Here is a 14,021-nt window from a genome sequence, read left to right as displayed (position 1 = left end):
GGAAATGAATGCCCGTAAATAAGGGTAAATCCATATAATAGTGAGGAGAACATTATGAAATTTCTGAAAAAAATCGCTCTGTCGATCGGAATGCTGGCGGGTGTGGCCGCTATGTCTGTCGGTGCTGCAAGCACCGCCAAAGCAGATATTATGGAAGAAATTCTGAAACGCGGTGAGCTGCGTGTTGCCGTGCAGACGCAGGGTGCGCCGGTCAGCTTCATCAATAAAGATGGCAAGCAAACCGGTCTGGCCGTAGAACTTGCCCGTATGATGGGTGAGGATCTCGGCGTTAAAGTCGTGTTTCAGGATTATGACTGGAAAGGTCTTATTCCGGCACTGCTGGCAGGCAAAGTGGATATGATTGCCGCTGACATGACGCCAACCCCGCAGCGTGCGGCGCAATTGCTGTTCTCTCGTCCGATGTTCTACGAAGAAACTGTCGCGGTGGTGAAGAATGATTCACCGCTGGCCAAATGGGAAGATCTCAATCAGGAAGGTCTGAATATCGGCTCGACACAGGCCAGTTCATACAGTGAAGCCATCAAGAAGTTTATGCCAAAGGCAACGCTGAAAGAGTTCACTGGCGGTACTGCTGCGGTGGCACAGGCATTGTCTGCTGGTCGTATTGATGCAACCGTTTCCGATCTCGGCAACGTCACCAATTTCGTCAATGAATTCGGTAATCTGAAAATTCTTGACGGCATTATTGTCAAAAACCCGCTGGCCTTTGCCGTGCGCCCTGATGAAGCGCATCTGAAGTTCTGGCTCGACAATTATGTTGAACTGATCACCTCTGACAAACGTCTCGACCAGATGGTCAACTACTGGTGGAACACCACCGAGTGGGAAAAAGACCACAAGTAACAGAAGCCATCTCCTGCCTGCCATTCGGGCGGGCAGGAGCCTTACTGTTTTAAATATTTTGCGCTGCGGCAGGCTATCTGCCTGCGTGAAATATCCGGGACCGGATAATGTCATCATTCATTCTTGATTATTTCAATTACCGCATCGTTGCGCAGTATCTCGACCGCTTTGCAGAAGGTCTGGCTAATACGCTGATTGCAACCGGTGTGAGTTTTGTGCTGTCTTTTGTGCTCGGCACGATCATGGCCATTATCATGTTTACGCAGTGGAAAGTGCTGCGCAATCTGATACAGGCTTATGTCACATTCATCCGCTCGACCCCGCTGCTGGTGCAGATTTATCTGGTCTATTTCGGTCTGCCGGTTCTGCTGCCGTTTACTGCTAAATGGCCTGAAATGTGGCTTGGTATTGCCGCGCTGGTTATTAACTGCACACCTTATATGTCCGAGATCATCCGCACTGGTATCGGTTCAGTCCCGCGCGGACAGGTTGAGGCCGCCAAGGCTGTGGGTATGAGTTACGGACAGCGGCTGATCCATATTGTATTGCCGCAGGCTTTTGCCAATGTGATCCCGCCTGTGCTCGGCCAGACGGCCGTGCTGATTAAAGATACATCGCTGTTGTCGCTGATTACGGTGTTCGAATTCACCAGTGCGGGGCTGCTACTCAACAGTGAGCGCGTGCGTCCGAATGAGAGCTTTCTGACAATCGCTGCCGGATATCTCGCTATCTATTGTGTGATGCTGCTCCTTTCGCATCATGTGAAAAAGAAGCTGGCAGGTCCTGCCTGGGCTGCGAAAGGCTGATATGATGTTTGAATATTATTGGAAGCTTACAGTCTCGGTGATGCCGTTTCTCTGGCAGGGGTTCAAAGAGACTTTTACCGTTTCGTTGGTCGCAATTCTTGCCGGTTCGCTGATTGGCACTGTGATCGGGATTATACGCAGTTATCGTATTCCTGTTTTGACACAGCTGTTTGGCGGCTATGTGCATATTTTGCGCGGCACACCCTTTCTGGTACAGCTCTATGTTTTCTATTTCGTGTTGCCTAACACAGGGATTGAATGGCTGAGCTGGGATTCCACCACAGCGGCCTTTGTGGCACTGTCGCTCTATACTTCCTGCTATGTGGCTGAAATTGTGTGCAGTGCTATTGATGCGGTGCCGCGTGGTCAGTGGGAAGCTGCAACTGCGGTCGGTATGAACCAGTTGCAAAAACTATGGCATGTGATTTTGCCTCAGGCACTGAAGCTGACCATTGCGCCGATGAGTTCTGTCTATGTGATTATCATCAAAAGCACGGCCATTCTCTCGGTGATCGGGATTGCCGAATTGACCCGTCAGGGTGAAGTGTCGATGCTGCGCTTCCCTCGCGATGTGTTGTTTATCTATGGTCTGATTGCGTTGGTCTATTTCGTTTATTGTTATCCGATCCTCAAATTTTCCAAATGGGCGGAGAACAAGATCAGCGGTTCACAGCGCCTGTCGTTAGATTAGAGCGCCGTGTGCCAGACTTGGCACACAAAGGTCGCTCTAACACTTTAAAATTAGAGCATAATTTTACCTTAAACTGATCCAAGTTTAAGGAATTATGCTCTAAAAATATAAAAAGCGCAGCATGTGATGTGCTGCGCTTTTTACCTATGCATTGCGGGCGATTTGCAGACTTTGAATGCCTTGTTTGGAAATGCGGTAAGCACTGCCGTTAAACGAGGCGATCAGCCGTTTGGCGCGCAGTTTTTTGAAGGTTTGTAAATCTGTACCGTCAAGAAACCAGCCCTCGCGGGAGATGAAATCGACATCAATAATTTTGCCATTGTCATCTTTTTCCGGTTCGATACGGCCGCCTTTGGCCAACATATCGAGAATACGGCGTTCAAAACGTGAAATATTCATGGCTGTCTCCGTTGTTGGAAACGGACGAACAGCCCACAGAAACCGCCAACACATGGCAGCATGATCTGAGTCATCATGGGAATTGTCCTGATAAGGAGAGAAAGTCGGGCGCAAGCCGTTGGAGCCTGTGTGTGACAGGCGGCTCTGCATAAGCAGAGGATCAACGATGAAGGATGCTGCGCATAAATCTCCTTAAGACGACTGCTCAAAATATAATGCGAAAATGTAATAAAAACAAGTATGACTATGATGTGCAGGTAAGGTGATTGCTGATCGCAAAAATGCATGAAGCCAGATGATAATAACGCTTGTTTTCGCTCAACAGGACGTATTCATTCAGGCACAGAAATTTCATTATAAAAGCACGGCACAATGACACAGAAAACACTATTCCGCCCGATCATCGGCGTTACACTCGACAGCGAAGAGGGCGGCGGATTTTCGGATTCTCCATGGTATGCAATCCGCCAGAATTATCTGTCCTGCCTTGAAGAGGCGGGCGCTGCACCGGTTGCCTTGCCGCATCTCACAGAACTGGCTGAAACCTATCTGAATATGATTGACGGGCTGGTTGTAACCGGCGGTGCTTTTGATGTGCCACCTGCAATGTTCGGCGAAGAAGCGCGTACAGACACAATCCGTCTGAAACCTGCACGGACAGAATTTGAAGCGGCGGTTCTGCGCGGTGCGCTGGAACGCGATATGCCGGTGCTGGGGATTTGCGGCGGTCATCAGCTGCTGGCTGTTATCGCCGGTGGAACGCTGGTGCAGCATATTCCGGATGAAGTCTCAGACGCATTGGAACATTCCGTTTCGAAAGATACTGAAAATGCCGGTGGCAAGGAACGTGCAGGGCACAGTATCGCAATTGAAGAAGACAGCCTGCTGGCGAAACTGGTTGGCACAACCGGTCAGCATGTCAACAGCTCGCATCATCAGTCGGTGCGCACAGTTAAAGCGCCGATGCGTGTGACAGCTACGGCAGAAGACGGTATTATTGAAGCGATTGAGCACACGGAGAAGAGCTTTGCCATCGGTGTGCAATGGCATCCGGAATATAAACAGATGGAAGGCGATGTGCATCTGCTGGCAGCATTTTGCGCTGCTGCCGAAGCCTATCATAATCGCTGAGCTGTTTTCGCTTATAACGGCCTGTGCTCAATTGTGCAGGCCGTTTTACTTGTCTTTCATACCAAGATCGCGTGCAGCAAGATCCAGCATTTTATTGGAACTGTTGCGCGCCCGCTCTTTATCGCGCAGCCGTATGGCTTCAATCAGTTCCAGATGTTCGGAAATGGCCTCATCGCGGCTCGCAACTGCATCATTGGATGTGTAAAGCGTATAGCGCAACGCGGCTTCAATAATGCCGCAAAGCTGGCGAAAGACCTGATTATGGCTTGCCCGCAACAGAGCGATGTGGAAGTCAACATCGCCCTGCGTGAAGGCTTCAATATCGCTGCCCGCCTCATTCATCTTGTTCCATGCTATTTCCAGCGCCGCAATATCCATGGCGGATGCGCGTTGTGTTGCCAGTTCGGCAGCGACCGGTTCAATCGCGCGGCGGGCTTCCAGAACGCAGAGCAATAAATTCAGATCGACGATGCGCGGCCCCAACCAGTCCAGCACCTGCTGATCCAGCAGATTCCATTCATCCTGCTCACAAACGACTGTGCCGATACGCGGCTTACCGCGCACCAGCCCTTTGGACTCCAGTGTTTTTATCGTTTCGCGGATGACCGTGCGGCTGACGCCATATTCTTCACACAAATCATTTTCGCGGGGCAGCATTGAGCCCGGCTTGAAGCGGCCGTTGAGAATGTCAGCGGCGAGCGTGGCAGTTATGCTTTTTTGTACCCTTGGCCGCGTTGTGCGGGAAGGGGCATGCAGGCTCTGCTCAGACATTTCGGTCACGGCTTTTCTTTCGTTTTAATCCGGCCATCCGGTTGTTCAGTTTCCGGCTTTAATGCAGGCTCTGATCATAGTCATAGGGTTTGACAGACGGAAACCGCAAGGCACTCAGTTGTTTAATTATGTATAATGAACAATTTTAAATCATCATACAAGAATTATTGACTGGTATGATGATTTGTTTTAGCGTGACCGGCGATGGAGGACATCAGCGTCATGACAAGGCTGTGGGAGCTTGAGATGACGTGCAATCTTTGGGAGGAAAGATATGCGCTTTTTAAAAACGGCTGCTTTAGCCGGAATGATGGCCAGTGTGGTTTTCACGGCTGTTGCAGGAGTATCTGCAGCCTATGCGGCGGATGTGAAAATCGGCTTTGTTGTGAAGCAGCCGGAAGAACCGTGGTTTCAAGATGAGTGGAAATTTGCCGATGTAGCGGCAAAGGAAAAAGGTTTCACTCTGGTCAAAATCGGTGCGGAAGACGGTGAGAAGGTGCAGTCTGCACTGGATAATCTGGCTGCGCAGGGCGCTACCGGTGTGATCATCTGTACGCCGGATGTGAAGCTCGGGCCGGGTATTGTTGCCAAGGCCGAGGCCAATGGTCTGAAATTGATGACTGTCGATGACCGTCTTGTCGGTGCGGATGGCAAGCCGCTGGAAGATGTGGCGCATATGGGGATTTCCGCCACCAAAATCGGTGAGGAAGTTGGCCGCGCCATCAGCGAAGAAGTTAAAAAGCGTGGCTGGGACTGGAAGAATGTCGGTGCAATCCGTGTTTCCTATGACCAGTTGCCGACTGCCGTTGACCGTGTTGAAGGCGCGCTTTCGGTTATGAAAGAAAACGGATTGCCGGAAGCCAATATTTTTGCGGCACCACAGGCAAAAACGGATACTGAGGCCGCGCTGAATGCATCCACTGTTGTTCTCAACAAGAATGCGGATATCAAATATTGGGTTGCCGTTGGCCTCAATGATGAGTCCGTGCTTGGTGCGGTACGCGCAACGGAAAGCGTTGGCATTCCGTCAGAGAATGTTGTGGCGGTTGGTATCGGCGGTGCGGAATCTGCGATTAATGAGTTTAAAAAGCCTAGCCCGACCGGTTTCTACGGCACAGTTATCATTTCACCGAAGCGTCATGGTTACGAAACAGCGATGAATATGTATGCATGGCTGGCGGATGGCAAAGAGCCTGAAAAGCTCATTCTGACATCCGGTCAGCTAGCCTTGCGCGATAATTACGCGGAAGTCCGCAAGGAACTCGGCATCGAGTAATCCTGCACGGGGTCGGAGCATTGAGTGTTCCGGCTCCCATTTCTCAGAAATTATTCTTCAAGTGGTGCAACCACTGCTGAGAGACAGGTGCGGCATGGCTGACTTTCTGACGTTTAAAAATATTTCAAAGTTCTATCCCGGTGTTAAGGCGCTGACAGATGTGTCTTTCAGTGTTGCTCAAGGGGCTGTCCACGGGCTGATGGGAGAAAACGGGGCGGGTAAATCCACGCTCATCCGTGTTCTTTCCGGCGATCAACAGGCGAATAGCGGTGAGATCATTATTGACGGTGTGGTGCAGAAATATGCATCCGTGCGCGATGCTTTTCATGCCGGTGTGATCGTTATCCATCAGGAACTGCAATTGGTGCCGGAACTGAGTGTTGCGGAAAATCTGTGGCTCGGCCGCTTTCCTGCTAAAGCCGGCATTATCAGTTTTAAAGCGCTGGTTAGTGCTGTCGGCGAAAAATTGCGGATGATAGGCATTGATATCGACCCTGCCACTAAGGTTGCACAGCTTTCAATCGGTGAACGGCAGATGGTGGAAATTGCCAAGGCTGTGATGCTGGATGCGCGTATTATTGCGCTTGATGAGCCGACGTCATCCCTGTCATCGCGGGAGAGCGAAATCCTGTTCCGCCTGATCGGCCGTCTGAAGGCTGAGGGCAAGATCATTCTTTATATCTCGCATCGTCTGGATGAGATTTTCCAGCTTTGCGATAGTTTGACTGTGCTGCGTGACGGCAAACTGGCCGCCCATCATCCAAGTCTTGAGAATGTCACCCGCGACCAGATTATCTCTGAAATGGTGGGGCGGGAGATCAATAATATCTGGGGCTGGCGCGGTCGCAATATTCGCCAGAATATATTGCTGAAAGTTGAAAATCTCAGCGGCAGTAAATTACCGGAGCCTGTGAATTTTGAGGTGCGTGCCGGTGAAATCTTAGGGTTCTTCGGTCTGATCGGTGCCGGACGTTCCGAGATGAGCCGCCTGATTTATGGTGCCGATCAACGACGCGCCGGTGCGGTGTATGTTGATGGTAAGGTTGTGAAGGCTGATGATCCGCGCAGTTCCATCCGTGCAGGTATCGTCCTTTGTCCTGAAGACCGTAAATTTGACGGTATTGTTCAGGGGCGCTCGATTGAAGAAAATATCGCTATTTCTGCCCGCAGACATTTTTCGCCATTTGGCTTGATCCGCCCGAAAAAAGAGGCGGAACTGGCAGAAACCTATATCGGAAAATTACGGGTGCGTACGCCGTCGCGCAAACAGAATATCGTCAATCTCTCCGGTGGCAACCAGCAGAAGGTTATTCTCGGCCGCTGGCTGGCCGAGCAGAATATCAAGGTGCTGATTATTGACGAACCGACGCGCGGTATTGATGTGGGCGCCAAGGCAGAGATTTATGAAATTCTCTATCAGCTTGCTGAAAGCGGTATGGCGATTGTTGTGATCTCCAGCGAACTGCCCGAAGTCATGGGCATTTCAGACCGGATTATGGTGATGTGCGAAGGGCGGATTGCCGCCGGATTTGATCGTGCTGATTTTAATGACCGCGCCATTCTCACAGCGGCACTACCGGATAAGACCGTTGCTGAAACGGCAGCCGGATCATTACAAAAGGTATCCTGAACGATGGTTTCAATTAAAAAAATTCTGCTTGGTGAACAAGGGCTTGTGGTGATTTTTCTGCTGGCCTTTGCAGTGGTGGCACTGACAGTCCCGAATTTTCTGACTGAACGGAACATGCTCGGGCTTCTGCAATCGGTGGTAACCATCGGCATTGTTGCCTGCACGATGATGTTCTGTCTTGCATCGCGCGATTTTGATCTTTCCGTCGGTTCCACTGTCGCCTTTACCGGCATGATTGCGGTGATGGCGTCCAATGCTACCGGTTCAATTTTTCTCGGATTACTGGCCGCTTTGGCAGGCGGTTTTATCGTCGGGCTGTTCAATGGTGTTGTGATTGCGAAATTTCGTATCAATGCCCTGATTACCACGCTGGCGACGATGCAGATTGTGCGCGGATTGGCGCTGATCTCCAGTGATGGTCGCGCGGTTGGTATAAATGATCCGTCTTTCTATCAGCTGGCACTGTCAAAATTTTTAGGCATTCCGACGCCGATCTGGGTGATGGGACTGCTGTTTGTCATTTTCGGATTTGTGCTCAACCGCACAGTCTTTGGTAAGAACACGCTGGCAATCGGCGGTAATCCCGAAGCGTCGCGTCTTGCCGGTGTGAATGTGGATTCCATGCGTATCTGGATTTTTGCCCTGCAGGGGCTGGTCTGCGGTATTGCCGGTATTTTGCTGGCATCGCGTATCACATCCGGTCAGCCGAATGCGGCAACAGGGCTTGAATTATCTGTCATCTCGGCTTGTGTTCTCGGTGGTGTTTCTCTGGCTGGCGGGCGTGCTGCAATGCTGGGCGTGATTGTTGGCGTGCTGATTATGGGCATTGCCGAGAATGTCATGAACCTGCTGAATATTCAGGCATTTTACCAATATGTCGTGCGCGGTTGTATTCTTCTCATTGCTGTGCTGCTGGATAATCTGCGCTCAAACATGATCGGGTTCAGAGGATAAACACTGATGAATGACGCTGTTTACGCATTGGTCGATTGGGGAACGAGCAGTTTTCGCCTCTGGATGACGGATGCACAGGGGCATGTGCTGGGTGAAAGCCGCAGTGATGAAGGTATGATGCATTGTGCTGCAACGGGTTTTGCACCGGTGCTGGAAAAGCATTTACACAAGCTGGAAGCAGGACCGGATTTGCGGGTTATGATCTGCGGTATGGCCGGTGCACGGCAAGGTTGGGTAGAGGCACCTTATATCAGCCTGCCTGCTACGCTTGATGGTCTGGCAGATTATGCGCTCAAGTTAGAAAATCAGACACAGGATATCCGTATTTTGCCCGGGCTTGCGCAGCGTGATGCATCCGCAGCCAATGTGATGCGCGGTGAGGAAACCCAGCTTGCAGGTATTGCCACATCGGTGCCCGATGGTCTGATCTGTATGCCTGGCACGCATAGTAAGTGGACGAGACTGGAAAACGGTGTTGTGACGCAGTTTGCGACTTTCATGACCGGTGAGCTCTTTGCGGTACTGTCTCAACATTCCATTCTCAGACATGCGGTGGATACAGATGCGGCTTTTGATGAAAATACACCTGCTTTTCTCCGTGCTGTTGAAAAGACATGCGCGGAACCGGCACGGATGGCCGAGGATATTTTTGGTATCCGTGCAGCACAATTGCTTGGTTTTGAAAAGCAGTCTGAGGGCGCAGCGCATCTTTCCGGTCTGCTGATCGGTGCAGAGGCGGGCAGGGCAAAACAGCTTTACGGCACGGGTACAATCGGGCTGGTGGCTTCGGGAAAACTCGGCCGGTTGTATCAGGCCGCGCTGGAAAGAGCCGGTTTCAGCATCACCCTTCTGGATGGCGAGATTGCAGTCCGGCAGGGATTATTTGCTGCAGCGGCCAGAGTGTGGCCGATAACACATCATGTGTGATGGAGAGGGAAGCACAATGTCATCTGTCATCTGGCCGAATTTGAAACGCTCACTGGTGGCGATCATTCGCGGTATCCGCAATGATGAGGTTGAGCCGGTGCTTGAAGCCCTGATTACAGAAGGGTTCGAGATTATTGAGATTCCGCTGAACTCACCGGAGCCGTGGGTTTCGATTGAACGCGCGGTGAGGTTATTCGGTGACAAAGTGCTGATCGGTGCCGGAACCGTGCTGACAACAGAAGATGCACAGCGGCTGGCAGATATTGGCGGGCGGATTATGGTGAGCCCGAATACGGATGCCGATGTTATCCGCCATGCAACTTCCTGCGGGCTGATTACCATGCCCGGTTGTTATACGGCGAGTGAGGCTCTGCTGGCACTGCGTAGCGGCGCTTCAGCATTGAAGTTTTTCCCTGCCGGTTCCCTTGGTCCCTCAGGCATCGCGGCAATTAAAACCATTCTGCCGAAGGATGCTGTTGTCGGGGCTGTCGGTGGTGTTTCCGATCAGAATTTCGGAGATTATGCCCGCGCGGGTGTACGCACATTCGGCATAGGTTCCAGTTTGTATAAACCAGAGGATAGTGCGGAAACCGTGCAGGCAAAAGCCCGACTGACAATCACAGCCTATGATGAGGTGTTTGGTGGTGCGCATGGCTGAGATATTTGTGCCCGCTGCGTTGAATGCACCTTTGTGTAAGCTGGGTGAGGGGCCGGTCTATGACCCTCATACAGATACAGCATGGTGGTTTGATATTCTGCAATCCAAACTCTGCGAATATCAGTTTCAAAACGGTGTGAGCAGGCAACATGATCTGCCTTTTGCCGCCAGTGCCCTTGCGCGGGTGGATGAGTATCGCCAGCTCCTTTTCACAGAGCGCGGCCTGTATCTGCGCGATGTGGCAACGGGCGACCTGTCTCTGCATTGTGAAATCGAAGCGGATAATCGTCTTACCCGCTCCAATGATGCGCGGGTGCACCCATCAGGGGCATTCTGGCTTGGCACAATGGGCTGGCAGGCTGAGCAGGGTGCAGGTGCAATCTACTGGTATTTCAAAGGTGAATTGCGCAAGCTTTACGGCAATATTACGATCAGCAATGCGATCTGTTTTTCACCGGATGGCACGGCCGGATATTTTGCCGATACAGCTTTACGTCAAGTGATGCGTGTGCCGCTTGACCCTGAGAATGGTTTGCCGGTCGGGGAGCCGGAACTGTTTCTCAATGATTTTCCCGCAGGCAATCCCGATGGTGCGGTTGTGGATGCGGACGGTAATTTTTGGGTTGCCCTCTGGGGTGGCTCGCAGATTGCCGGATATGCACCGGATGGCAGTTTTCTGCGTTCAATTGCTCTGCCGGTTTCTCAGCCGAGCTGTCCTGCTTTTATCGGCAAAACTGCCAGCCAGATGCTGGTGACATCCGCATGGGTCGGGTTGGATGACACAGCGCGGCAGCAAAAGCCGGCGGGGGCGATATTCATCATGGATCTGCCGTTTCAGGGCAGGTTTGAAACCGATGTCAAAATCATCTGACCGGAGGCTGCCATGAGTATCATCACGTTGAAAAACCAACAATTTGAAGCGCATATTGCTAGCCATGGCGGCACGGTACATGGCTTGTGGTGGCACAATCAGGGGCGGATTATTCCCCTGCTGCGTGAAGCCAAACATGCCGATGCAGCACCGGTTGAAACAGGTGGTTTTCCGCTTATCCCGTTCGGCAACCGTATTCCGCAAAATCACTTCAGTTTTGAGGGGCGGGATTATCATTTTCAGGCGAATACAGATGATGATCCGCTCTATATTCATGGCGAAAGCTGGCAAGGTCTCTGGCAGATTGCAGAGCAGTCAGAGAACCGGCTTGTGCTGCGCTTTACCCATGACAAAGCCGATGCTGCTTTTATTTATGAAGCGGAACAGAATTTTGCACTGGATGAAACCGGTTTCACTCTCTCCATGCGTGTGACGAATAAAGGGGATAAAGCCATGCCGTTCGGCCTTGGCTGGCATCCTTATTTTCATCTGACTGAACAAACGCAGCTACAGCTCAATGCGCAGAAAATGTGGACGCAAGGTGTGGGTTATTTACCGGAAAACTGCGTCAATATTCCCGATGATCTGAATTTCAGCAGAATGAAAAAAATTCCCGATCATTGGGTGAATAACGGGTTTGAGGGATGGGACGGCACTGCGACACTTGTCTGGCCGGAACAGAATACAGCCCTGACCATGAGTGCCGACCCGTTGTTTGACCGGTTTTTTCTCTATGCGCCGCATGGTGTGCCGGAGCCGCAATCCCGTTCGGATTATTTTTGTCTGGAGCCGATGTCTCATATGGCGGGCGATCATTGCCGTGACGATTATGGTGGTCTGAAAATATTGCAACCGTCTGAAAGCCTGTCGGGAATAATTCGTTTGCAGCCTGAGCAAACTAAAGCATTTCCAGCAAAAGTGTGAAGCGCCTTCGCGGGGAAATCAGTTCACTGGACTGATTTCTATTCCCGCTTCGATGCGTAGGATAATGCGTAAAACAAAGATTTAGAGCGGTTTAGACAATTCAGTTCTAACTGGAACCGCTCGAAAAATCAGGTCTATAAAAGGGTAACAGAATGAAAATCACCAAGCTCACGACCTATATTGTGCCGCCGCGCTGGCTGTTTGTGAAAGTGGAAACCGATGAGGGTATTTCCGGCTGGGGAGAGCCGATTGTTGAAGGGCGTGCGCTGACAGTTGAAGCGGCGGTGCATGAGCTGTCTGATTATCTGATCGGCAAAGATCCGTTTCTGATCGAAGACCATTGGAATGTCATGTATCGCGGCGGGTTTTATCGTGGTGGTGCTGTGCATATGAGTGCCATTGCCGGTATTGATCAGGCACTGTGGGATATTAAAGGCAAGGCACTGAATGTGCCGGTGCATCAACTGCTGGGCGGACAATGCCGCGACCGGATTAAAGTCTATTCATGGATCGGCGGCGACCGTCCGTCTGATGTGGCACGCAATGCCAAGGAAATGGTGGAGCGCGGTTTTACTGCATTGAAGCTTAACGGAGCGGAAGAGCTGCAGATCGTTGACAGCTATGCCAAGATTGATGCGATTGTCGAGACGATCGGCACCGTGCGCGATGCGGTTGGTCCGCATGTCGGGATTGGGGCGGATTTTCATGGCCGTGTGCATCGCCCGATGGCGAAAGTGCTGGCCAAAGCGCTCGATCCGTTCCGGTTGATGTTTATTGAAGAGCCGGTTTTATCCGAGAATTATGAGGCGCTGAAAGAGATCGCCAATCATACGTCCACGCCGATTGCATTGGGGGAGCGTCTTTATTCCCGCTGGGATTTCAAGAATATTCTCTCCGGCGGTTATGTGGATATTATACAGCCTGATCTGTCCCATGCGGGCGGGATTACCGAATGCCGCAAGATTGCTTCAATGGCCGAAGCCTATGACATTGCGCTGGCACCGCATTGTCCGTTGGGGCCGATTGCTCTTGCTGCCTGCCTGCAGATTGATGCGGTGAGTTACAATGCCTTCATTCAGGAGCAGAGCCTGAATATCCATTATAATCAGGATAATGATATTCTGGATTACATCACCAATCGTGAAGTGTTTGATTACAAGGACGGCTTTGTGGCTATTCCGCAGGGGCCGGGTCTGGGTGTCGATGTTGATGAAGCCTATGTGATTGAACGGGCAAAAACCGGCCATCGCTGGCGCAATCCGGTGTGGCGTCACGAAGATGGCAGTTTCGCTGAATGGTAATGCGGGCGTTTAAAAAAGGATAAATATCATGGCTGATCGTCTGATCGGAAAACGCATTGTTGTCACCGGCGCGGCACAGGGTATCGGCCTTGCGATTGCCCAATGTTTTGGCCGCGAGGGCGCAGCGCTGTTCCTGATTGATACGGATGGGGCATTGCTGGAAAAAGAGGCGCTGGCTTTGCGGGAAAGCGGCGTTACGGTGGGCTTTGCTCAGGCGGATATCTCCGATGCCAAAGCGATTGCAAATGCTTTTATTCAGGCCGATGCGGAAATCGGGCAGATTAATGCGCTGGTCAATAATGCGGGGATCAATGTCTTCAGCAAACCGCTGGAAATGGATGATGAAGCATGGAACCGTTGCTTCGATGTTAATCTGAAAGGCGCGTGGAATTGTTGTAAGGCTGTGTTGCCGCGTCTGATTGAGCAGGGCGGCGGTGCTATTCTCAATATTGCTTCCACCCATTCTTTCACGATTATCCCGCACACATTCCCTTATCCGCTGGCGAAACATGCTTTGCTCGGCATGACCAAATCGCTGGGGCTGGAATATGCGCCGCAGCAGATACGTGTGAATGCTATTGCACCGGGCTATGTGCTGACTCAGAAAAATGTCGATTATTGGAACAGTTTTCCTGACCCAGAGGCAGCAAAAGCTGAAACCATGCGGTTGCATCCGGGCGGACGCATTGCCAGCACGCAGGAAATTGCGATGGCGGCCGTGTTTATGATTTCAGATGAGTGTCCGTTTATGACCGCAACCTGCCTGACAATCGACGGCGGTTTAAGTGTTTTGCAACACGCGGTCTAATAGTGCGTAA

The 14,021-nt window shown here is 51.4% G+C and carries 15 protein-coding genes; 13 read left to right on the top strand and 2 right to left on the bottom strand.

Going from position 1 to position 14,021, the window contains the following annotated elements; translation table 11 throughout:
* Positions 1 to 54: 54 nt before the first annotated feature.
* The 3 genes from KHQ09_RS14605 (at position 55) to KHQ09_RS14595 (ending at position 2,361) form a co-directional block, all read left to right on the top strand.
* Positions 55 to 864, top strand: a complete 810-nt coding sequence (locus KHQ09_RS14605) for an ABC transporter substrate-binding protein (RefSeq protein ID WP_151160177.1) — start codon at positions 55 to 57, stop codon at positions 862 to 864.
* A gap of 107 nt (positions 865 to 971) precedes the next feature.
* Positions 972 to 1,670 carry an amino acid ABC transporter permease gene (locus tag KHQ09_RS14600; RefSeq protein WP_213599006.1) on the top strand — a complete coding sequence of 233 codons (699 nt, stop codon included), beginning with the start codon at positions 972 to 974 and terminating at the stop codon, positions 1,668 to 1,670.
* Position 1,671: 1 nt separating this feature from the next.
* Entirely contained in the window at positions 1,672 to 2,361 is a 690-nt protein-coding gene (locus KHQ09_RS14595; RefSeq protein WP_238481647.1) for an amino acid ABC transporter permease, read from the top strand.
* Between the two features lie 144 nt (positions 2,362 to 2,505).
* On the opposite strand, the gene KHQ09_RS14590 is transcribed toward KHQ09_RS14595, so the two are convergent.
* The gene (locus KHQ09_RS14590; protein ID WP_028233546.1) at positions 2,506 to 2,760 is read right to left on the bottom strand and encodes a YjhX family toxin; all 255 of its coding nucleotides are present in this window, start codon (positions 2,758 to 2,760) and stop codon (positions 2,506 to 2,508) included.
* A gap of 372 nt (positions 2,761 to 3,132) precedes the next feature.
* Between KHQ09_RS14590 and KHQ09_RS14585 the strand changes: the two genes are divergently transcribed.
* Positions 3,133 to 3,891 (top strand): gamma-glutamyl-gamma-aminobutyrate hydrolase family protein, encoded by a 759-nt coding sequence (locus tag KHQ09_RS14585; RefSeq protein WP_075657119.1) that lies wholly within the window; start codon positions 3,133 to 3,135, stop codon positions 3,889 to 3,891.
* Positions 3,892 to 3,936: 45 nt separating this feature from the next.
* Here the strand turns inward: KHQ09_RS14585 and KHQ09_RS14580 are convergent, their stop codons facing one another.
* Entirely contained in the window at positions 3,937 to 4,662 is a 726-nt protein-coding gene (locus KHQ09_RS14580; RefSeq protein WP_213600028.1) for a FadR/GntR family transcriptional regulator, read from the bottom strand.
* 274 nt (positions 4,663 to 4,936) lie between these two features.
* Between KHQ09_RS14580 and KHQ09_RS14575 the strand changes: the two genes are divergently transcribed.
* From KHQ09_RS14575 to KHQ09_RS14535, 9 genes are all read left to right on the top strand, one after another.
* Entirely contained in the window at positions 4,937 to 5,938 is a 1,002-nt protein-coding gene (locus KHQ09_RS14575) for an arabinose ABC transporter substrate-binding protein (protein WP_213599004.1), read from the top strand.
* Between the two features lie 94 nt (positions 5,939 to 6,032).
* Complete coding sequence (araG, locus tag KHQ09_RS14570) at positions 6,033 to 7,568, top strand: L-arabinose ABC transporter ATP-binding protein AraG (RefSeq protein ID WP_213599002.1); 1,536 nt, start codon at positions 6,033 to 6,035, stop codon at positions 7,566 to 7,568.
* A gap of 3 nt (positions 7,569 to 7,571) precedes the next feature.
* Positions 7,572 to 8,522 carry an L-arabinose ABC transporter permease AraH gene (gene araH / locus KHQ09_RS14565; RefSeq protein WP_075657115.1) on the top strand — a complete coding sequence of 317 codons (951 nt, stop codon included), beginning with the start codon at positions 7,572 to 7,574 and terminating at the stop codon, positions 8,520 to 8,522.
* A 6-nt stretch (positions 8,523 to 8,528) separates the two neighbouring features.
* Positions 8,529 to 9,449, top strand: a complete 921-nt coding sequence (locus KHQ09_RS14560; protein ID WP_213599000.1) for a 2-dehydro-3-deoxygalactonokinase — start codon at positions 8,529 to 8,531, stop codon at positions 9,447 to 9,449.
* A gap of 16 nt (positions 9,450 to 9,465) precedes the next feature.
* Entirely contained in the window at positions 9,466 to 10,107 is a 642-nt protein-coding gene (locus KHQ09_RS14555; RefSeq protein ID WP_213598998.1) for a 2-dehydro-3-deoxy-6-phosphogalactonate aldolase, read from the top strand.
* Entirely contained in the window at positions 10,100 to 10,978 is an 879-nt protein-coding gene (locus tag KHQ09_RS14550; protein WP_213598996.1) for an SMP-30/gluconolactonase/LRE family protein, read from the top strand. The genes KHQ09_RS14555 and KHQ09_RS14550 overlap by 8 nt, the downstream gene beginning before the upstream one ends.
* Positions 10,979 to 10,990: 12 nt before the next feature.
* Positions 10,991 to 11,902 carry an aldose 1-epimerase gene (locus KHQ09_RS14545; RefSeq protein WP_213598994.1) on the top strand — a complete coding sequence of 304 codons (912 nt, stop codon included), beginning with the start codon at positions 10,991 to 10,993 and terminating at the stop codon, positions 11,900 to 11,902.
* A 152-nt stretch (positions 11,903 to 12,054) separates the two neighbouring features.
* A complete protein-coding gene (gene dgoD / locus KHQ09_RS14540; RefSeq protein WP_213598992.1) occupies positions 12,055 to 13,203 on the top strand; it encodes a galactonate dehydratase in 1,149 nt (382 codons plus the stop codon).
* Between the two features lie 28 nt (positions 13,204 to 13,231).
* Positions 13,232 to 14,011 (top strand): SDR family oxidoreductase, encoded by a 780-nt coding sequence (locus KHQ09_RS14535; RefSeq protein ID WP_213598990.1) that lies wholly within the window; start codon positions 13,232 to 13,234, stop codon positions 14,009 to 14,011.
* The last annotated feature ends 10 nt before the right edge of the window (positions 14,012 to 14,021 follow it).

The organism is Pseudochrobactrum algeriensis (assembly GCF_018436245.1).
GTDB lineage: Bacteria > Pseudomonadota > Alphaproteobacteria > Rhizobiales > Rhizobiaceae > Pseudochrobactrum > Pseudochrobactrum saccharolyticum.
This window is presented reverse-complemented; position numbering and strand designations above follow the sequence as displayed.

Coding starts and splice junctions, on each gene's coding strand:
- KHQ09_RS14600 (WP_213599006.1), top strand. CDS start 972: ATGTCATCATTCATTCTTGATTATTTCAATTACCGCATCGTTGCGCAG.
- KHQ09_RS14535 (WP_213598990.1), top strand. CDS start 13,232: ATGGCTGATCGTCTGATCGGAAAACGCATTGTTGTCACCGGCGCGGCA.
- KHQ09_RS14555 (WP_213598998.1), top strand. CDS start 9,466: ATGTCATCTGTCATCTGGCCGAATTTGAAACGCTCACTGGTGGCGATC.
- KHQ09_RS14605 (WP_151160177.1), top strand. CDS start 55: ATGAAATTTCTGAAAAAAATCGCTCTGTCGATCGGAATGCTGGCGGGT.
- araH (WP_075657115.1), top strand. CDS start 7,572: ATGGTTTCAATTAAAAAAATTCTGCTTGGTGAACAAGGGCTTGTGGTG.
- KHQ09_RS14560 (WP_213599000.1), top strand. CDS start 8,529: ATGAATGACGCTGTTTACGCATTGGTCGATTGGGGAACGAGCAGTTTT.
- araG (WP_213599002.1), top strand. CDS start 6,033: ATGGCTGACTTTCTGACGTTTAAAAATATTTCAAAGTTCTATCCCGGT.
- KHQ09_RS14580 (WP_213600028.1), bottom strand. CDS start 4,662: ATGTCTGAGCAGAGCCTGCATGCCCCTTCCCGCACAACGCGGCCAAGG.
- KHQ09_RS14545 (WP_213598994.1), top strand. CDS start 10,991: ATGAGTATCATCACGTTGAAAAACCAACAATTTGAAGCGCATATTGCT.
- KHQ09_RS14595 (WP_238481647.1), top strand. CDS start 1,672: ATGATGTTTGAATATTATTGGAAGCTTACAGTCTCGGTGATGCCGTTT.
- dgoD (WP_213598992.1), top strand. CDS start 12,055: ATGAAAATCACCAAGCTCACGACCTATATTGTGCCGCCGCGCTGGCTG.
- KHQ09_RS14590 (WP_028233546.1), bottom strand. CDS start 2,760: ATGAATATTTCACGTTTTGAACGCCGTATTCTCGATATGTTGGCCAAA.
- KHQ09_RS14585 (WP_075657119.1), top strand. CDS start 3,133: ATGACACAGAAAACACTATTCCGCCCGATCATCGGCGTTACACTCGAC.
- KHQ09_RS14575 (WP_213599004.1), top strand. CDS start 4,937: ATGCGCTTTTTAAAAACGGCTGCTTTAGCCGGAATGATGGCCAGTGTG.
- KHQ09_RS14550 (WP_213598996.1), top strand. CDS start 10,100: ATGGCTGAGATATTTGTGCCCGCTGCGTTGAATGCACCTTTGTGTAAG.